The sequence below is a fragment of the Chitinophaga rhizosphaerae genome (assembly GCF_003958645.1).
In the GTDB taxonomy this organism is placed as follows: domain Bacteria; phylum Bacteroidota; class Bacteroidia; order Chitinophagales; family Chitinophagaceae; genus Chitinophaga; species Chitinophaga rhizosphaerae.
In genome coordinates, this window is the sequence record NZ_RXLO01000005.1 from 121,538 (window position 1) to 141,969 (window position 20,432).

The window sequence follows — 20,432 nt, forward strand, 5'->3', positions numbered from 1 at the left end:
TGAACACCTTCACCAAATATAGGTAAGCGCATTGATATTCATTCCTGCACCGACTGAGGCAAACATGATCAAATCACCTTCAGACAATCGAAAAGTTCCCAGCTCGCCACTCAGTACCTGATGTAACAGTGTCGGGATAGTCGCAACCGAACTGTTGCCCATCGTAGCTATATTCATTGGCATAATATTTTCAGGAAGCTTTTTTATGCCGTACAATTCAAAGAACCTTTTTACAATAGCTTCATCCATCTTGTCATTGGCCTGGTGAAGGAAGATCATTTTAAGGTCTCGAATATTTTTCCCGCTTTTGTCAAAGCAATCTTTCATGGCCTGCGGCACATACTTGAGGGCATATTCATAAACTTTTCGACCTTTCATTTTGATAAAAAGCGGCTCAAGTTGATCTCCTTTATTGGTTCCTGACGAAGATATATATGCCAGTTCGTCTGCCGTATCAGATCTAACGGCGGTATTTACGATCCCGCTGTCTCCGTCAGCTTTCCTTTGAAGGATGCAAGCGCCCGCTCCGTCGGAAAATATCATGCCGTCGCGGTCTGATGGGTCGATAACGCGTGAAAGCGTCTCGCTACCAATGACAAGCGCCGTCTCCGCATCGCCAGCCCTGATAGCAAGATCAGCTTGGAGGAGGGCTTGCAGCCATCCCGGGCAACCGAATATGATATCATAGGGGATGCACTTTACATTCCTGATCCCCAGGTTATGCTTGATGCGCGATGCAATAGACGGGACCATATCCCGCGGTGCGCCATGGTATTTCATATCGCCATAGTTATGGGCGACAATTACCAGGTCTATGGATTCGCGGTCTATTGTCGCATTTACTATGGCTTCTTCAGCGGCCAAAGTACCCATATCGGAAGCGACCATCCCCTCCGGGGCATACCGCCGCTGATCTATCCCGGTTATGGTTTTGAACTTTCGGATGATCGTTTCAGGAGATTGTTCGATTTTCGTATGATCATCGTTATAAAATATATGATTCAAAAAATGCTCGTTTGTTACATTTTGAACTGGAGTATGGGCGCCTGTACCTGTTATTTTTGATCGGGTCATAGTGAAAATGATGTTTCTTCATTAAAATCTGCTGTTTGACAGGATAATAAAGTATCCAATTACAGTTATCCAGGTATATCACTGCAGATAACAGCTGCATTATAGTTAAAAATTATGATACAAAAATACTGCATCCCAGTACACCGGTTTGTTTTTCCCCCTGAGTATCAAAATTGCTTCGATAACCGCTTTTACAGTTCCCCTAAGATTTGTTATTGCTTTTACGTTGGCTTGCAATTGTACTTCATTATATACCAACACCGGCTCGCAAAAACTGAAGTTTTCAATCCCATAGTTGACCCTCCAATACGGTTCGATACTTTACCAGCGAAATAAGAAAGCTGCCCGCGATATTGGCAAGGTTGGCGTCGAGATCGGACGGTCCCGGCGGAATCACAAGCAAACTTACAAACCTTATGCTGGTTGCGGGGTATTCTTTTTTAGTTGAGCGATTAGTTGAGTCCCTTTTGTATAACCCCGATTTCTTTCCCGACCTTTATACAGGAAAATCAGCTTTTACTAAGATAATATAAAAGTCTGTCTCCAAAGTGGTGATTTGTGCAAAACGTTACAAGATGCCACTTTCTACTAATGGCATTTTGTAACAATGAGAATAGAGGAAATTATTTTCCGCGTGTGTAACTGGATTGATACCCATTACTGTTGGTAAGTACAAGTGTAGAATCAGTGAGCGTTGTAATAACAGTAGTGTCAATAGCAGCGATGGGTTCTTTAACACCAGTTGAATGATTCCACAACAAAAGGGTGTCCCCATTTAACTGCCATTTTTCATAAATAAGTGTATGCATGTTAATGGAGGATGCCGAGCCATCACCTTTTATCTCAATGCCCTGAATTGCGGGTTCCTGCCCCGGAATTGGCTGCGTCCATTTACCCGTTAGTTTCTCTTTAGTTGGTAAAGCTGGTTGTTCTGAAGCGGTAGCTTTGTTTTGTTCTTGTTGGTCGGTTTGACGCTTCTGTCCATTTTGACAGGCAGAAAACAGAATTAATGCAGCAGCGAAAAAGGTGATTTGCATTCTCATTGGGTTCATTATTTTATGGGTACTGAATTAGTATGGTTACTAATTGATAAAATTAATAAAAAAGGAATTAGAGGGATTGAGGTGCAAGAATAGTTGTAATTTATGTCAATAAAGTGTCAATGAGGAGGCCGGAAAATTAAATCTGACCTTCTCTTCACAATGATGACGCTAGTAAATAACCAGTGATTCCAGGAGTGCCAATCAACGAGATTCGAGGCGTTTGGTGGAAAATCGCAGCAACCATGCAAATTGAAGCTGGAACAGTCAAGATACCGACTGTCAGGCCACCTGGTGTTATAGAACTTACCCTTTTTTTATATGTTGCATTTCTGAAGAATTTCGCAGCGTATGTATACCGGCTGTTAATTCGTTCTTTGCCTAAAAAATTTAGATAGAATAATCCATTAATTGTGGGGAATTGTAGATTTTTTGCTTGGCTGTAATCCCTAGTTTTGGGTTTTACAAGCTAATTGCGGAGCATCACGCAGTGAAAATGTTAGTAATTCCATATGTGGACATTTCATATTTCTATTAAGAATCTAGCAGTGTGGCTTTTCAAAGCGCAACTGCTGCTTGTGGGTATATTGACCAGTTCTGACGCCCTGTCTCAACGACGCCCTTTTTTCAACACAAGTGCCAGGGTATTAGGCTATGAAGGGAATTCTATCCGGGAGGAACATCCGTTTTCTTTTCTACGAAACAAATCCGTTCTGGTTACGGATGCAGCAAAATGGCATTGTGAAAGAACGATAGGACAGGATGAACATGAAAGGATATACACTTTTCAGCTAGCAGCGGGGGCGGCGGCAAAATCAGGCGTTTCTGTTGATTTTGTCTTCGACGACTGGGATTCGGACAATTATGTCATAATGCCTTCGGCCGCCTATAATGGCAACAGGTTCGACGTGTTGCCCTATAGCTATCCTCCCTTATTTAAACCCGAAGATTATAATAGGGATTTACCGGTGACGATTACCGATATCCCGAGGCTGAATAAGTACGATGGGCCATCCAGGATGGATTTCAATACCGGGGATCTTTCTACGCCGGCAGTGGGTATCTATTTCCCGAGAACAAAAAGTGGGATATGGATATTGACTGAACAGGCTACGGAATTAGGTAACAATGCGCTGATTTTCCGTGAAAGCGAGGCGCGTGATAAAGCTACCTTTACAATTTTGGCTCCTGGTGTCAGAGAGCAGTATTATTCTATGGCCCGTATGTCACATTCCAACGAAACGGGGGTGGATTTTAAGCAGGGTGATAGGGTTGTGGTTCGCTACAAGGTATATACCTATAAGCATCTCGCTTCCCCTGCGGATCTGAATAACAGGTTCATCGACATCAGGAAAAGTTACGGTAGCTCCGTATATGTTAATCAATTACCTTTTAGCAAAGCCTTTGAGCTTATGGAAAGGCAGGAGAATGAATGGTGGAGTAGTGCTGATAGTCTTTACACGCTCGGCGGCCAGGCACTGAATCTGAAGTGGCAATTGGGATGGGTGGGGGGCCTGATGGTTACACTCCCGTTAAGCGAGGCCGGCGGGGATAGCTCGGCTACAAGGGCATTCATGAATTATCACAAGATTATTACGCAAAGTCAGGCAAAAAGCGGATTGTTCTATGGATGTGGAGACGGGCGCGTTTGGTGTAGCGATTGTTTCGGCAACCCTCACCCCGATAATCTCCACCTCCTGCGGAAGAATGCGGATGCGCTTTATTTTATCTACAAGTATGCCTATTCACGGCGTTATGCCCAACCGGAATGGCAAATGCCGGTTGCCTGGAAAATTCCGTTGAGAATGCAGGCTGAGGCGTTCGTGAAACTGTGGGAAAGTGCAGGCCAGTTCGGGCAATTTGTGGACGTGGAGTCAGGTGAGATCGTGGTTGGTGGCAGCAACAGCGCTGTTATAGCAATCGGTGGACTGGCTTTGGCATCAAAGTTTGAGGGAAATCCGGAATATCTTGAGGTGGCGGAGGAAGCCGCCAGGTACTATTATAACAATTATACGAAAAAGGGTATATCGTGCGGAGGGCCCGGTGAAATTCTGCAGAACAACGATTCGGAGTCCGCTTTTGCCATGCTGGAATCTTTTATGACATTGTATGAAGTAACAGGGGAGAGGGAATGGATTCGGTATGCCGAAGATGCAGCCGCGTTTTGTGCTACCTGGATGGTAACATACGATTACAGCTTTCCCGGAAGTTCCCTGTTTGGTAAACTGGATATGAAAACTACCGGAGCCGTATGGGCGAATACGCAGAATAAGCACGGCGGGCCGGGGATATGTACCGCTTCGGGCGATTGCCTGTTCAAGCTCTATCGCGCCACCGGGAACAGGAAGTACCTGGAAATGATTTACGACGTAGCGCATAATATCATGCAATACATTTCCAGGGACGATCGCCCCATTAAAGACCAGCAAACCGGCTGGATCAATGAACGGGTGAATCTCAGCGACTGGGAAGGGAAAGGGGGAGTAGGCGACATTTTTCATGGCAATACCTGGGCCCAGGTAAGTGCCATGCTTACGGTAGCGCAAATACCTGGTATTTACATCAATCCGCACAGCGACGTGCTGGTGGTTTTCGATCACGTGCATGCGACATTGAAAGACGGCCTCCTTACAGTTACCAATCCCACCCATTTTGATGCGAACGTGAGGGTGTTCCTGGATACAACGCCGGAATTAGCATATCCACAAGGTTTTATAAGCCGTTGCCCTAAAATTTACGTTAAGGCAGGTGAGACGAAAGTTTTCCCTGTTGCCGGATTCAGATAATTCTCCTCCCGCTGTACTTAGAAATGAAATAACATGATACAATTGAAAAAATGGTCGGTTTTCCTCTATGCCCTATGCGTTTCGGCAGTTTCGTACGCTCAGCAGTTGAGCGATTATAACGTAGTATGGGAAACCCCTGGTGAAAACGCGAATGCCTCTATGCCAATTGGTAATGGCGATATAGGTGCCAATGTATGGGTGGAACCAAACGGGGACGTCGTTTTCTATGTTTCCAAAACCGATGCCTGGAGCGAAATAGGCCGGCTGTTGAAATTGGGGAAAGTACGTGTTTCAATATCCCCAAGCCCTTTTAAGAAAATCAGCTTTCGTCAGGAATTGAAATTGCAGAACGGCGAAATACTGATCAGTTATGGGGATGTCAAGATGAAAATCTGGATTGATGCGAATAATCCGGTCATGCAGGTCGATATAGAAAGTAAGGAGCCAGTCCGTGTAGCGGTGAAATATGAAAACTGGCGCCGGGAAAGAAGAAAGATCGAAGGGGAGGAAGATGGTTCGGTTTGGGGAATTGGCGGGAGGCAGGTTACGAAGGATTGCCCAACGGAAATCTATTCTGAGCCTGATTCAGTGCTGCCAGGAAAGGAGGGGAGTATTATGGCGTATCATCACAATCACTATTCCATCTGGAAAAATAACCTGGAAGTACAGGCTTTGACGGATGTACAGGCGTACCGCCCGGATCCGTTATTGCACCGCAATTTCGGTGTACTGATCAGCGGAAAGGGGATGGTTAACAAATCAGATTCCTTCCTGATCAGCAAAACACCGGCCCTCCATTCCAGCATCGCGATTTACCCGCTTACCACGCAAGGCAGCGCAACCGGTTGGCGACGGAGGCTGGAGCAGCAGGCGAAAATTGTAACGGATATTCCGGCGCATAATCGCAGGAAAGCTCATATCGGCTGGTGGAAGGCATTCTGGGAAAGGTCTTATATATATATTTCAGCGGCAGATTCGCTGGAGCAGGATCGGGCTCGTAAAGTGACCCAGGGATATATACTGCAACGTTTTATCAATGCTTGCGGCGGTAGGGGCGCGTTCCCCATCAAGTTCAATGGCAGTATTTTTACGGTAGACACCTATAACAGGGATGGAAAATATAAGGGATTTGATGCTGATTTCAGGCTTTGGGGTGGATGCTACTGGTGGCAGAATACCAGGCTTCTTTATTGGAGTATGCTGCTTTCTGGCGACTTTGATTTGATGTCACCTTTGTTTAATATGTATATGGAGGCACTGCCGCTTCGCAAGGCCGCCACCAGGAAATATTATGGACATGAAGGCGCATTTTTTCCGGAGACTATGAATTTCTGGGGAACTTATGCCGATGGTGATTATGGATGCGACAGGAACGGAGTGCCATTGGGGTTAGCGAAGAACCCTTATATCACTTACTATTGGCAAAGTGGTTTGGAACTTTCGTTACTGATGTTCGATTATTACAATCAGACACGGAGTACGGGCTTCGCAAAGGATACACTCGTGCCTTTAGTTACTGAGGTGCTTACATTTTTCGATCAGCACTGGAAGCGCGGTGCCGACGGGAAAATACTGATCGATCCCGCTGCTTCGCTTGAAACATATCACAAGGCAGTCAATCCCTTACCCGAAATTGTTGGTATCCGGACGGTGGCTGAGAAAATGCTGGGTTTGCCCGACGGGCTGACTACAGGCAAGCTGCGTGGCCAATGGCAAAGGTTGATCGCAGATTTGCCGGCGCTGCCCTTGAGGACCGTCGGCGTAGATACTTTGCTGGCTCCTGCCCATTCGTACAGCAACAAGGCAAACGCAGAAAATCCTGAGATGTATGCTGTGTTTCCCTACCGTGCCTTCGCTTTGGGCAAGCCGGGCCTGCAAATCGCGCTGAATACCTTCCTGTCGAGGACCCATAAGGAAAATGGAGGCTGGCAGCAAAACTCCATCCAGGCAGCCTGCCTTGGGTTGACGGAAGAGGCGAAAAGGATGGTTGCCGAAAGTTTTTCCACCCCGGACAAATTCATGCGTTTCCCGGCGTTCTGGGGCCCTAATTATGATTGGACGCCCGACCAGGATCACGGGAATGTGGCAATGATAGCATTGCAACGAATGCTTTTTCAATATGAAGGCGATAGCGTAAGACTGTTGCCAGCCTGGCCAGCGGAGTGGGATGTAGTTTTCAGGCTTGCAGGTCCTGACAGGAAGGTATATGAAGGCACTTACCGGAACGGCAAGCTGGAATATTCTACCCGGTAGGAAAACGGCAAGATAGTATTATCTATTTATTGTAAAGGATTGTGAATTTTTTATTTGAGGGCATTGCATAGGTTTGAATATCGTATGCATGCGGAGCCTTCGAAACAATAAGACTGACATATGAAAGAGTGGATACACCTGACTTCCGATGAAATTGATCTCCTGGACAGACAGTTGCCGGTAATTATTCCACTGGGGCTCATCGAAGCCCATGGTCCCCACCTGGCAGTGAGTGTGGATACTGATACCGCAACCTACTTTGCCCGTAGAGCTGCGATGGAGACGGGCGCCATTTTGGCTCCTGCCGTCCAGTACGGCTTTGCGGATGAAATGGCCGGTTATCCAGGAACGCTTGGGGTGACGGCATTAACCTATATTAATGTGATTATAGATATATGTATGGCATTGTGTAGTAAAGGGTTTATGAAAGTTGCCTTCATTACCGGTCATGGGGCTAATAAAATTCCTTGTGAATTGGCTTTTCATAAAGTCTGGGAGCAGTATCCGCAATTCAAGGGAGCTTGCTGGAATTGGTGGAGCGATTGCGGGATCCAGGGTATTCACCATGCGGATAAAGGAGAAACGGAAGTAGCACTGGCGGTGGGAACGATCTCTTACATGGACCGTGTAAGGGATTTTCCGGTGGAAAAACCCTGGTATAAAATTCGTTCTCGGCAAGAGCTGGCTCCCGAGTCGGGAGGTGTAAACGGTAATCCTTCCGAGGCAGACGTTAATAATGGGTTAGCGGTAGTGGAACGGGCGGCAAATGCATTAGCCAGGAAGCTGAAAGAGGCAATTGAACATTAATGAACTAATCGTGATAGCAGGTTTTTTTAAGCGTAGGCTAATGCCAGCGGTCACCCTACACCGGGAAGATGATGTGCTACCGGTAGCGGAAGCATTGCTGGAGGGCGGCCTGGATGTAATGGAGATTACCTTTCGAACCGGTATTGCCGCAAAGGCAATCGCGCTTATCAGGAAGAAATTCCCTGAAATGCATGTTGGTGCTGGTACTTTGATCCATCCCGAACAGATAAAAATCGCCGTCAATGCAGGTGCCCGGTTTGGCGTGGCACCGGGTTTGAACAAAGTTACGTTGGAGGCTGCTGCCCGCGAAAACTTTCCATTCATACCCGGAATAGCTACGGCTTCCGAATTGGAAAATGCTTTAATGCTGGATTGCAAGTTGGTAAAAGTGTTTCCCTGCGATCTTCTTGGCGGGGTCGCGGTGATCAGGGCATTGCAGCAACCCTACGGCCATACGGGGATGAAATTTATTCCCATGGGCGGCGTAAACCTTGCCAATCTGCATGAATACGTGGCGCCAGGGTCTGTAATGGCCGTCGGCGGTTCCTGGATCGCTTCGGGGGAATTGATCGAACGGCGAAACTTTGCGGCAATAGCCGAAAATGCCCGTAAATCCATAACAATAACTGACCAACGCATTCATTGAATTCTCGTTAACAAGATAATTTGGAAATTATGGCCACTTTAGTACCTGTATCGCAGGATGCATCAACAACCCCGGCCACTGTGAATAATAAGTACGTTTACAAGGTTTGCGCTATTACCGCGCTGGGCGGCGTAATGTTTGGCTTCGATTTGGTAACCATTTCGGGTGCGATCCAATTTTTAGCGCCGCATTTTCGGTTGGGTGATTTTGAAATTGGCTGGGCAGTTGGATCCATCAATCTCGGGTGTATCGCAGGGGCGTTGCTGGCCGGAAAACTCAGCGATTCATGGGGCAGAAAAAAGTTGTTGATCGTATGTGCCGTACTTTTTGCCATTACTGGGGTCGGCACAGGCTGGGCCCCCGACTTTAAACTGTTTATTTCTTTTCGGTTGCTTAGCGGGGTTGCGGTAGGCGCAGCGGCATTGGTATGCCCCATGTATACGGCGGAGATTTCCCCGGCTCACTTACGAGGGCGGATGGTTTCTTTTTACCAGTTGGCGATAACCCTGGGCATCTTACTGGCCTATCTTACCAATTACTTTTTGCTGAATTCAGGGCCCGACAACTGGCGCTGGATGTTTACGGCACAATCTGTACCTGCCATTCTGTTTTTTGCCGGTTTGTTCCTGGTAGCGGAAAGTCCCCGTTGGCTGGTTGGTAAAAAAAGGATTGCGGAAGCCAGGATCGTGCTGTCCAGGATCGGGGGCGCAGAATATGCCCGGCAACAGCTTTTGATCATTAGTCGTAGTTTTAAAACTGAGATAAAAGAACGGGTGGCGGACCTTTTTGATAAAGGAATGAGGACTATATTAATAACAGGAGTTTTTATTGCCATATTTTCACAGGCTGTCGGGCAAAATTCGCTTTTCTCCTATGCGCCCGAAATATTCCGGCATGCGGGGATGGCAGAAGGGTCAGCGTTTCTGCAATCGTTGATCATCGGCGTGATCAATTTATTATTCACATTCTTTGCTATTTCGATGATTGATAAAGTGGGCCGCAGGACGCTGCTTTTGGTCGGCACCCTGTCTCTTTTTGCCATCGCATTGGCATTGTCTACCGGCTTTTATTTCCAATGGAACGGTATATGGATATTAATCTTTGTACTGTTGTTCATTGCGGTCTATTCGGCTACCATCGGGCCTGTTACCTGGGTAGCGTTATCCGAGATATTCCCGAACCGTATCCGCGGAAACGCAATGGCGGCTTGTACTTTCTCGCTATGGTTGGCGAATTTCTTTTCTACCAGTTCTTTTCCAGTGCTCAAATCACATTGGGGGTTACCTTTTACTTTTGTAATGCATGGCATTATATGTTTGCTCTATTTTTTATTTGTTGAAAGGAAGGTGCCTGAAACTAAAGGTAAGTCACTGGAGGATATCGAAAGGCTTTTGATGAAATAGCCAGCTATATTATTTTTTTTTCAATAGTTCGTAGTAAATGTAAACCTGGTTGCCGGTCATTGGTCAGCGCCCGCTGGCGAAATAAATTCATGGATGTATTGTCTGGGCGACACTCCCATTTGTTTTTTAAACAGCCTGGAAAAGTAATATGGGTCATCTATCCCGATTTTTAACCCCACTTCGCCGATATTGTATTTTGTAGTATGGATGAGTTGTATCGCTTTCTGGATTTTCAGAAAATTAAAATACGCCACAGGGGAATATCCCGTGTTTTTTTTGAATTGTTTGAAGAAAAACGAAACTGACATCCCGGAGTGCCTTGCGACTTCTTCCACCGTTATTTTTTCTTCAATGTGATTGCGCATGAACTGGATCGCTTCATCGATAACGTTTTCCTCCGCGGGAATTGTGGCAGACAAGCTGTTGAAATTGTCTGCCGCTATGAAACTGCCGAGGTAATTTGGCAATATGAGGTTGGCATATAACAAATTCGATACACTGAATCCTTTAGACAGGGTTTTTAACATCAGGTTGAACAGGTTATTCCGTTCTTCTGAGTAAACAGTGTGAACAGGCGCATCTTTTTGGACGAGTTTTACCGCGTCCGATATTTCACTGGCACTACTCCCGGCGATATGCATCCACGAAATACTCCAGGGGTAGCTCGTAGACGCGCCGTATGAATGGGCGGAAAATGGCGGGATGATATATGCGTCTCCTGCCTTTAATATAAACTTTTTATTGCCCATTATTATCCATCCTTCTCCATCGAAGCAATGCAGCAGCACTGCGTACGAAACCTGGCCGGATTCCCTTTTGTAGTAGTGATTGATGGCATGAGGGAAAATGCCCATCCTGTTAATGTATAGCCGCTGTATTAAAGGAGTTCGGGCGCATTTGGACAATATTTTTTTAGGGATATCAATCACCTGCTCCCCTTCGTAGCTGGCTTTGTGCTTTCTCATGTGCTGCGTTTGGTTACTGGTTGGCCGATTTTGTTATCAAAGATAGGATAATCTATCTATAAAAAAGGATTGTGAATTTTTCGTTTGGGTTTACTACATACCTTTAAATCGATCTTTCAACTTCAAAAATTTAAACGCGCACAAAATGAAATTGACGTTCCCGTACCAACTGGAAACGATACAGAAAAAGATTTTGCAGCAGGAAGAACTGCTGAAGAAGGTTGCTTCTCTTTATGCAGATGCAATTGAGCATGGTGGTTTGATCCATGTCTATGCAAACGGGCATTCCCGCGTAACAGTTGAGGAATTATGCATACGAATGGGAGCGTTAACCGGGTTTCGGGCAATCCTTTCCACAGGGCTTACTACGTTTACGGATGTAGTGGGTGCAAACGGACTTCGGTTGAACCAGTTTTTCGAGAAAGTGGAGAATAGCGGGGCCGCCCTTTTGGATGAAATTGATTTTGGTCCGTATGATGTGCTGCTGGTTGTTACGGCAACCGGTACTACCGCTGCTGCGGTGGATGTGGCCCTTGCGTTCACCAGCAGGTATCCTTCTCTGCCGATCGTCGCACTGTCCTGTGCGGAACAATCAAAAAAAGCCCCGGTAAAACACAGCTCGGGCATGAATTTGTGGTTCGTTATAGAGAAGGCCGAAAAGGGGTATTTTATCGATAACGCCATGCCTGTCGGGGATTTAAGCACGGAAGTCGTGGCAGAGAACCACACTTACCGCATCTGCCCACTCAGTTCCATCGGCGCCCTGACGGTAGTACAATCTCTCAACGAACTTACCCTGCAGGAATTGACGGACAGGAAAGTTGAACATTTTGTGTTGCAGAATATGCACCTCAATGATACCGAGGTAAATTATGACTCCTGGCTTAGGGATCAACGCAAGCGTTATGCTAAAGCTACGAATAATGAACATGCAATAGCTCCGTTGATAAAATAGTGAACGATATGAAATGCTGCGTTTTTATCATTACCGGAGCCGCGGGCATAGCGGCTGAAACAGTGAAGTTGCTCGCTGGCAAGGGCCATCGCGTATTTTTCGTAAGCTGCGACGCCAGGCACTGCGAAACGCTGGCAGATGAACTGCAGGTAATGCAGCTTCAGGCCGATTTCATTACCGGTGATCTTACGGATGAGCGGGTTGTCAAAAAATTGGTGTCTGCCTGTGTGGAGAAATATGGCAGGATTGACGGTCTTTTCAATGTGGCCGGGATCAGCGGGAGAAAGTTCGGGGATGGCCCCCTGCATACATGTTCCATTGAGGGATGGCAAACCACGCTGAACAATAACCTTACAACGCAGTTTCAGATGTGTAAGTACGTTCTCAACCAGATGCTGGCCCAGGTGCCCGACGAAAACGGCATGCGGGGAGTGATACTGAATATGGCAAGCGTGCTTGCCTTTTCTCCAGACGCGAAGAATTTTAACGCCATTGCTTATGCCACCAGTAAAGGTGCTATTATCAGCATGACGAAATCCGCTGCCGCATTCTACGCCAAAGACAGGATCAGGATTAATGCCATTGCTCCCGGTTTGGCGCTGACGAACATGAGCGCCAGGGCTGCCGGGAACGACAGCATCGTTCAATTTATGGAGGAAAAACAGCCGTTGGCCGGAACTGTTATGTCTGCCGGAGACATTGCCCGGTCCGCAGTATTCCTGTTAGGTGCCGATGCCGGTATGATAACCGGGCAGACATTGACAGTGGATGCGGGATGGAGTATTTCGTGATTTATTTACTATTGGCAAACGATAATGAACTACTCGAAGAAAATTGACACAAAAGGTGTTTATGACGTGATCGTTGTAGGCTCCGGATCTGCCGGTGCGGCAGCTGCGATCGCGGCGGCCAGAAGTGGCGCGAGAACCCTGCTGATTGAAAGGCTACCATTTTTGGGGGGCATCAGCACGGCGGTATTGGATACATTTTATGGATATTATACGCCAGGTAACAATCCCAGGAAGGTGGTAGGAGGGATAGCAGATGCGGTTGTAAATGGTTTGAAAGGATATAACGCCTGTTTCGAACGGCCGAATACCTTCGGCGCCGGCACCGGTATTACTTATCATCCGGAATATCTTAAAATTGTCTGGGAAACGCTTGTGGAGGAGGCGGGGTGCCATGTTCTGCTGAACGCCTGGGTGCAGGATGTGGTAAAAGTCGGAAAAGAAATCAAGGCGCTCGTAGTAGGTACCAAAAATGGACTTGCCTGTTACGAAGCGAAGCAATATATAGACGCTACGGGCGACGCTGATATTGTATTTCTGGCAGGCTATGAATTCGAGTTAGCCGGCGCGATTGAGCCCGCACAGACCCTTACCACCACATTCAAGATGGTAAACGTAGACATCGCCAGGAGAAAGGCGGTTACGAAAGAGGCGTTCCATCATTTGATGCAATCCGCTTCGGAGAGCGGTCGCTATGATTTGCCAAGGAAGGAAGGCAGTGATCACGTGACGCCGGTAGATGGGATGACCGCTACCATTATGACGCGCTTGAAATCTTATGGTATAATTGACGGACAAACATTTAACGCCACCAATCCCGAGTTTTTGAGTAGTGCTGAAATTCGGGGCAGGTTGCAGGCGCTGGAGTATATCCGTTTTCTGCAGGATTGTGTACCAGGTTATGAAAAGGCGCAGTTGGCCAGTTTCGGTGTGCAAATCGGTATCAGGGAAACGAGACGGGTACGTGGGGAATATTGGTTGACCGAAGCCGATGTTTTGTCGGCCAGGCAGTTTGATGATCAGATCGGCCTTTGCGGCGCGCCGATGGAGGACCATCATGACGGAGAAGGGACCAAATGGAAATACTTGCCGGACGGGAAAACGGTTGGCATTCCATACCGTACCCTGATACCCAGGAATACCGGCAATATCCTGGTAGCAGGTCGATGTTTCAGTGCCAGTCACGTAGCGCACAGCAGTGTCCGGTCCATGGCCCAATGCATGGCGATGGGGGAGGCTGCCGGCATTGCCGCTGCCTTGTGCGCAGAGCGCGGCATCTCTCCGGCAGCGCTCGATTTTGCCGTAATACGTCAGGAGTTGTTACATTACGGAGCAATAATTGACGAACTATGAGCCAAAATTACATTGTAGCACTCGACGCCGGCGGTACACGATTGAAAGTAGTGGTAGTCGGAGAAGATCAAAGGATACTGAGATCGTTCCACTCCGCTTCCAATGCACACCATGGCGCGCCGGCGTTGATGGATGCTATTGCGAAGACGGTCGAAGATATCCGGTCGAATTTTGACGGGGCGATGCTGGGTATCGGTTTAAGTTTGTCCGGCGTAATAGATCCCGACAAGGGAGTAGTATACCTGCCCGGAAAATTTAAAATGCTGGAAGGTTTTCCGCTGGTGGAGAAACTGAAAGCACTATTCAAGGTGCCCGTGATAGCAGATAACGATGGTCGCCTGGCCGTATACGCGGAAAAGAGTATAGGCCTGGCCAGGGACAAAGATTGGGTGGTTGGGCTTACTCTTGGAACGGGAGTTGGGTCGGGCGTGGTCGTTGACGGACGATTGCTGACCAACCGTTTCCTGCAATTTGGTGTGCAGATAGGGCATTTGATTTTAAACTCATCCAGCCAGTTGCGCTGCCTGACAGGAAATTATGGAACGGGTGAGACGTTGTGTTCCGCTACTGCGCTTGTGTTACAGGTTAGGGGAGCCATCCAGCGGGGCATTCCCAGTATTTTGTCTGATGCGTATTTTGCTAACCCCATATCCGTGGATTTCGAAAAGATAGCGGATGCCTGCCGGAAAGGAGACGATGTTTGCCTTCGGGAAATGGAAAGCTGGAGCGACAATCTGGCAAATTTGATTGTTAACGCGGTTCATGCCTATGCACCAGAGTTGATAATTCTAGGCGGTGGAGCTACGCTGGCGGCAGACCTGTTTTTGACAAAGGTCCGGGAAAAGGTGGATAGGCAGGTATTTCGTTATCCCATCGGGGAGCCGGTGGCCATAGAGATCTCACGGATGCAGGAATATGCCAGTGCATTGGGTGCGGCGTTGTTTTTAAGACATGTTTTATCAGACGGGGCGAAAGATTAGGATTTCAACCAAAATTATTAGCGAACTCTTCAAAATTGCCGATCATGAACACAAATTCCAGCTGATTTATGAAAAAAGGAGAATGCGGGAAACATTCTCCTCATCTGAAACAACAAAAAATGCCCAGCAAGACATTTTTGATTGGTAATTCAAACAAAACAAAAGTATGAAAAAAAGTACTTATGATGTATGGCCATTGGCCGTTCCACGAAAGATTTTTCCTTACCTAAGCGTACTGACGCTATTTTTCTTCACTTTTATAAACACTTCTGCCGCAGGATCGCTGTCGCGCGCAATTACAATTGCCCCTCATGGTGTTTCGCATTATTCCACGTTTGATAAAAATATTCATGTATCGGAAAACAACTTTACGTTGGTTGTAAAGGGTGTGGTAAAGAGTGAAAAAGGGGAAGGACTTCCGGGCGTTTCCATAAAAGTAAAGGGTACACGTACCGGAACAAGTACGGCTGCGGATGGTTCCTTTTCGATAGCCGCTGATGTAGGACAGGTACTCGTTTTCACATACATCGGGTACGCACCGGTGGAAATAACGGTAACCTCCCGGCAAACCCTCGAAGTCACGCTCACGCAGGCGGAAAGTAAGGTCGATGAAGTGGTGGTGGTAGGATACGGCACGCAGAAGAAAGTAAATCTTACAGGTGCTGTACAGGTCGTTAGCGGAAAGGAGCTGGAAAACAGGCCCGCTGCCAATGTAACGGCGTTGCTGCAGGGCAATGCTAACGGCATCGTTTTCAACGCGCCCGCCTCCGGTTTCGCGCCCGGGAGAACGCAGACGATCGCGATCAGGGGGAACGCTTCCCTTAATAGCAGTACACCGCCCCTCGTCGTGATCGACGGAATTCCCACAAATATGGAGGACTTCAATACGCTCAACCCGGACGATGTCGAAAGCGTTGCCGTAATGAAGGATGCTGCGGCCAGTGCCATATATGGCTCGAGGGCGCCCTATGGAGTATTGATCGTTACGCTGAAAAAAGGCAGGCGGAATCAAAAACCAACCTTTACCTATGCTGGTAGCTATGCTATCGTAAAGCCGGTCAACTACCCGGACCCACTCGACGCCTATACATTTGCATTGGCAAGGAACGAATCATATCTCAACTCCCGTCAAAGTGTATATTTCAATCCTGAACAGCTGGCTATCATCAAGGGGAATGTTGAAAATCCCGGTAGATATACCATCGATGAGCTGGTTCCGCTTTTGCCCGATGGGTCCTGGGGCTGGGGCCAGAATGGGATGACCAATACGAACTGGTTCAAAGTATGGTTAAAGGACTCGCGGCGCCAGACGCATGAACTGTCTTTGCGCGGGGGAACTGAAAAAACAAACTATTTCGTATCCGCAGGTTACCTGAGCCAACCCGGTATTTTTAAGTTCGTTTCCGATTTTGACAATTACAAGCGATTCAGTTTGAACGGAGGTTTCAATACCGATATCAATAGCTGGATCAAACTTGGCTTCCGGACCAGATATTCCCTGGCAAAAACCGTGTCCCCGACATTGGGCGGAACAGGAATGGGCTTGTTGTATGGCTTCATGTACGGAGCCTGGCCGGTGGTGCCGGAAAAGAATCCGAACGGTCACTATAATCAATCGAGCCGCATTGAAGAAGGTATCCAGGGCGGTCAGTCGCGAGATGATCAACATCGTTTGGATAATGTACTGGAGTTCAACCTCAATCCGGCAAAAGGCTGGGATATTCATATAGATGGCACCTGGCGGATGTTTTTTGGCGACTATCAGGCATTGAACAACCAGGTAGTTCACCATTTTTATGCAGATGGCAGGACTGTTCTTGGCGGCAGCTCTTCCATCAGCAAAACCAGCAGTTTCTCCAATTATTGGACTACTCAGGGATATACGTCGTACAATACAACGCTTGGTAAACATTTCGTGAAGATAATGGCCGGCATGCAGGCGGAGGAAACGAATAACCGTGGTTTAAGCGGGAGCGGAGGGAAAATGCTGATTCCGAACAACTATTCCATCAACCTTTCACAGCAAAATAAAACTGCCAGCGATGCCATGAGCACCTGGTCGACCGCGGGCTTTTTCGGAAGGCTTAATTATATGTTCGACGAGCGTTTTCTGCTGGAGTTAAATGGTCGTTACGACGGATCTGCACGTTACGCCAGGAATAAGCGTTGGGGTTTCTTCCCGTCTATGTCTGCCGGTTGGAATATCAGCAGCGAAAGGTTCTGGGAGAAACTGGAGCGTACGGTAAACTTCGCAAAGATCAAAGCCTCCTATGGTACGCTTGGCGACCAGGGCAATACCGCAAATTTCCTGTATATTCCAACGTTGACCGTCAGCCCCAATACCGCATGGGTTTTCGGTGGCCAAACCCTGCCCTATGTGAACACGCCCGGTCTACTGAATCCGGATATTACCTGGAACAAGATAACTACACTGAACCTAGGAACGGAACTTAAATTCCTGGATAACAGGCTGTCAGCCGAATTCGACTGGTTTCACCGAAAATCCTGGGATATGCTCGGCCCTCCGAGCCCCGTTCCCTCAGTTTTGGGTACTTCCGCCCCGAGCGTAAACAACGCGGCGTTTGTTACCAGGGGTTTTGAACTGCAGCTGGGCTGGAGGGATAATATTACCCCGAAACTGGATTATGGGGTAAGACTGTACCTTTCCGACGCGCAAAGCACAATTACGAAGTATAACGTTGCAAGGAATTATGTGGGACAATGGTATCCGGGAATGAAGCTCGGCGAGATCTGGGGGTATCATGCAGAGCGGTTATTGAACCAGGGAGATTTTAATCCGGACAACACATTAAAGATAGCACAGTCGATAATAGGCGCCAACTGGTACCCGGGCGACGTAAAATACGAGAAGCTGGACAACAAAACTCCCGGTGCGATCTCAACGGGCGATGGAACAGTAGAAAATCCTGGTGACAGACGGATCATCGGCAATTCAACGCCCAGATACACATATAGTATCAATCTCAACCTCGGGTATGCCTTCGATAGGGCAGGGCGGCTCGATTTTTCCATGTTGGCGCAGGGAGTAGGCAAGCGCGACCAGGTCGGCAACTATTCCATGTACTATTGGGGAATGGGATCAGAAACTGGCAACAACTCCGATGTTAATATATATGATGGCGGGAAACAGCTGGATTTCTACCGGGATGCATCCACGTCCCCGGAATTGCTGGCAAAACTGGGTACCAACACGAATGCATTCTTCCCGAGGCCTTATATCGGGGGAGATGGGTTTAAAAACTTCCAGCCCAGTGATCGCTACCTGATCAGCCTGACATACCTGCGGATCAAAAATATGCAGTTTACCTATACTTTACCAGGCGAATGGCTTCGTAAGGCGCGCCTCCAGAGCTGCAGGATTTACTTTTCCGGAGAGAACCTGGTTACATTCCGGTCGTCTTCGCTTCCATATTGGGTAGATCCGGAAATGCCGGCTTCCAATTCGTACAGCAGCTGGGTAGGAAGGAACTATTTTCAGCAGGCGACTTACTCATTTGGCATTAACCTGGGATTTTAATCATATTTAAAAATTTACTCAATGAATATGCGTACCTCAATATATAAATATCGGATAGCAGCACGATGGCTCGTGCCGCTGTTGCTGGCCATCTTATTCGTGTCTTGTAAGAAGTTTCTTGACAAAGGCCCGTTAGATACACTGTCGCAGGATAACTATTGGGAGAATTCGTCTCAGCTGGACATGTATATTGTCGGGAAATACAAGTGGGTCCCGGAAATTTCTTTCTGGAACGACGCAGTCTCCGATAATATGATGGGAGGTGGGTATGTCGGCGGCTTCAATGCATATATGAATGGACAAACCGTTGCGCCCACCGCCGCAGGTAGCGGCGGTTGGAGCTGGGGGGCCATTTATGAAATAAATTACTTCTTTGATAATTATCAAAAATGCAAGGATCCTTTTGATAAGTATAAACATACGTTAGGTGAAGCCTGTTTTTTAAAGGCGATGCTTTATCATAATCTTGTAAAGCAATTCGGCGATGTTCCGTGGTATTCCAATGTTATCAGCGCCAATGATCAGGCCGCGCTTACCAGGAAGAGAGATAGCAGGGCGATGGTCGTTGATTCCATTATGGCGTTGATCGATAAATCCATTGAGCTTTTAAATACCCGCTCTGTCGTAGGTGTTAACAGGATCAACAAGGAAACCGCACTTATATATAAATCAAGGGTGGCACTGTTTGAGGCAAGCTGGGCAAAATATCATGCCAATACACCCTCCGCTTCAAGTGTTAATGCAACCGCATATTTCAGGAAGGTGATAGATGCATATACCCAACTGAAAACAATATCTGGAAATTTTGAAGGAATGTTATACAATACCGGTCATCCAGCGTCGGATTACTTTAATTTGTTTAACAGGGAGAATTATTCAGGTATTAACGAAGTTACATTAAGTCGAACATACTCTAACAACATCACCGGCGCATCCGGAAATGGCAATAACTGGTGGACGACGGTGGGTTATTTTAACCGTGGGTACACCCTTGCGCTGGTGCAAAGTTTCCTGGATAAAAACGGGCAAACGGTGGATGTAACTGACAATTCAAAATTCCCCAAAAAAGGCGCCGCTTGTCTCACGGATTTGAAAGCCTCGCTAGACCCCCGTTTCGGGCAGTCTGTTTTTGTTCCGGGAGATCATTTCAATCGTGTGCTGGAGCCCAACAGGGTCTATACCGTTTGTGAAAACCTCGGTACGAACTATTACAACGCAACGGCAACGGGGTACTGGCCCAAAAAGGGAAACAACCCTGACATAAATTATAACAGCCAGGCGGGCAATCCAACTACATCAGCGATATGCTTCCGCGTGGCGGAAATTATGCTCAACTATGTGGAGGCATATGTTGAATTGAATAATTCATTGCCGGATTTGGCGGATAATATCGACAGGATCAGGGTCCGCGCCGGAATGCCCCTGTTGACCGGGCATATGCCTACAGTAGACGCTACCTGGCCGAATTATGGATACGCAGTAAGCAACCTGTTGGCAATCATTCGCAACGAGCGGAATACCGAATTGTTCGGAGAAGGGTACAGGACTGATGATTGGAAACGCTGGCGGGCCCATGCCTTGTTCAATACCGATGTAACCAGGCCTCGTGGATTCAAGTATGACCCGGCGGATTATGATGCGGCAACGAATGCAACACTTTCCGCCCAGCTAGATAGCAAAGGTTATTATGATCCATGGAAAACGGTGCTGCCGAACGGATTCAGGTTCAGGCCGGAAAAAGATTACCTGGCGCCCATTCCCCTGGAAGACATAACCAGAAGCAATAAGGCCCTGGTGCAGAATCCGGGTTGGGAAACACCATGAGCTTGATTGGATGAATGATA

The 20,432-nt window shown here is 47.4% G+C and carries 14 protein-coding genes; 11 read left to right on the forward strand and 3 right to left on the reverse strand.

What is annotated here, in order from left to right:
- Window positions 1-9: 9 nt before the first annotated feature.
- Together EJ361_RS13550 and EJ361_RS13555 are read right to left on the reverse strand one after the other, a co-directional pair.
- Window positions 10-1,074, reverse strand: coding sequence for a 3-oxoacyl-ACP synthase III family protein (locus EJ361_RS13550; protein ID WP_126246170.1), 1,065 nt, complete (start codon window positions 1,072-1,074; stop codon window positions 10-12).
- A 623-nt stretch (window positions 1,075-1,697) separates the two neighbouring features.
- On the reverse strand, window positions 1,698-2,117 hold the full coding sequence (locus tag EJ361_RS13555) for a lipocalin-like domain-containing protein (protein ID WP_164714225.1): 420 nt from the start codon (window positions 2,115-2,117) through the stop codon (window positions 1,698-1,700).
- A gap of 509 nt (window positions 2,118-2,626) precedes the next feature.
- Between EJ361_RS13555 and EJ361_RS13560 the strand changes: the two genes are divergently transcribed.
- The 5 genes from EJ361_RS13560 to EJ361_RS13580 all read left to right on the forward strand — a co-directional run bounded on the left by EJ361_RS13560 (window position 2,627) and on the right by EJ361_RS13580 (window position 10,009).
- Entirely contained in the window at window positions 2,627-4,900 is a 2,274-nt protein-coding gene (locus tag EJ361_RS13560) for a hypothetical protein (RefSeq protein WP_126246172.1), read from the forward strand.
- A 33-nt stretch (window positions 4,901-4,933) separates the two neighbouring features.
- Complete coding sequence (locus EJ361_RS13565; RefSeq protein WP_126246173.1) at window positions 4,934-7,153, forward strand: DUF5703 domain-containing protein; 2,220 nt, start codon at window positions 4,934-4,936, stop codon at window positions 7,151-7,153.
- A gap of 120 nt (window positions 7,154-7,273) precedes the next feature.
- Window positions 7,274-7,960 carry a creatininase family protein gene (locus EJ361_RS13570; protein ID WP_126246174.1) on the forward strand — a complete coding sequence of 229 codons (687 nt, stop codon included), beginning with the start codon at window positions 7,274-7,276 and terminating at the stop codon, window positions 7,958-7,960.
- Between the two features lie 40 nt (window positions 7,961-8,000).
- The gene (gene eda, locus EJ361_RS13575) at window positions 8,001-8,606 is read left to right on the forward strand and encodes a bifunctional 4-hydroxy-2-oxoglutarate aldolase/2-dehydro-3-deoxy-phosphogluconate aldolase (RefSeq protein WP_126246175.1); all 606 of its coding nucleotides are present in this window, start codon (window positions 8,001-8,003) and stop codon (window positions 8,604-8,606) included.
- A 29-nt stretch (window positions 8,607-8,635) separates the two neighbouring features.
- Complete coding sequence (locus EJ361_RS13580; protein WP_126246176.1) at window positions 8,636-10,009, forward strand: sugar porter family MFS transporter; 1,374 nt, start codon at window positions 8,636-8,638, stop codon at window positions 10,007-10,009.
- Window positions 10,010-10,065: 56 nt separating this feature from the next.
- On the opposite strand, the gene EJ361_RS13585 is transcribed toward EJ361_RS13580, so the two are convergent.
- Complete coding sequence (locus EJ361_RS13585; protein ID WP_126246177.1) at window positions 10,066-10,974, reverse strand: AraC family transcriptional regulator; 909 nt, start codon at window positions 10,972-10,974, stop codon at window positions 10,066-10,068.
- Window positions 10,975-11,119: 145 nt separating this feature from the next.
- Here EJ361_RS13585 and EJ361_RS13590 point away from each other — a divergent pair, with 145 nt between their 5' ends.
- From EJ361_RS13590 to EJ361_RS13615, 6 genes are all read left to right on the forward strand, one after another.
- Window positions 11,120-11,929, forward strand: coding sequence for an SIS domain-containing protein (locus EJ361_RS13590; RefSeq protein WP_126246178.1), 810 nt, complete (start codon window positions 11,120-11,122; stop codon window positions 11,927-11,929).
- A gap of 8 nt (window positions 11,930-11,937) precedes the next feature.
- A complete protein-coding gene (locus EJ361_RS13595; RefSeq protein WP_126246179.1) occupies window positions 11,938-12,720 on the forward strand; it encodes an SDR family NAD(P)-dependent oxidoreductase in 783 nt (260 codons plus the stop codon).
- 24 nt (window positions 12,721-12,744) lie between these two features.
- Window positions 12,745-14,070, forward strand: a complete 1,326-nt coding sequence (locus EJ361_RS13600) for an FAD-dependent oxidoreductase (RefSeq protein WP_126246180.1) — start codon at window positions 12,745-12,747, stop codon at window positions 14,068-14,070.
- Window positions 14,067-15,050: an ROK family protein gene (locus EJ361_RS13605; RefSeq protein WP_126246181.1), complete on the forward strand. Its 984-nt coding sequence runs from the start codon at window positions 14,067-14,069 to the stop codon at window positions 15,048-15,050. Before EJ361_RS13600 ends, EJ361_RS13605 begins: the two co-directional genes overlap by 4 nt.
- A 166-nt stretch (window positions 15,051-15,216) precedes the next feature.
- Window positions 15,217-18,588, forward strand: coding sequence for a SusC/RagA family TonB-linked outer membrane protein (locus tag EJ361_RS13610; protein WP_126246182.1), 3,372 nt, complete (start codon window positions 15,217-15,219; stop codon window positions 18,586-18,588).
- A 21-nt stretch (window positions 18,589-18,609) separates the two neighbouring features.
- Complete coding sequence (locus EJ361_RS13615) at window positions 18,610-20,412, forward strand: RagB/SusD family nutrient uptake outer membrane protein (RefSeq protein WP_205687004.1); 1,803 nt, start codon at window positions 18,610-18,612, stop codon at window positions 20,410-20,412.
- The last annotated feature ends 20 nt before the right edge of the window (window positions 20,413-20,432 follow it).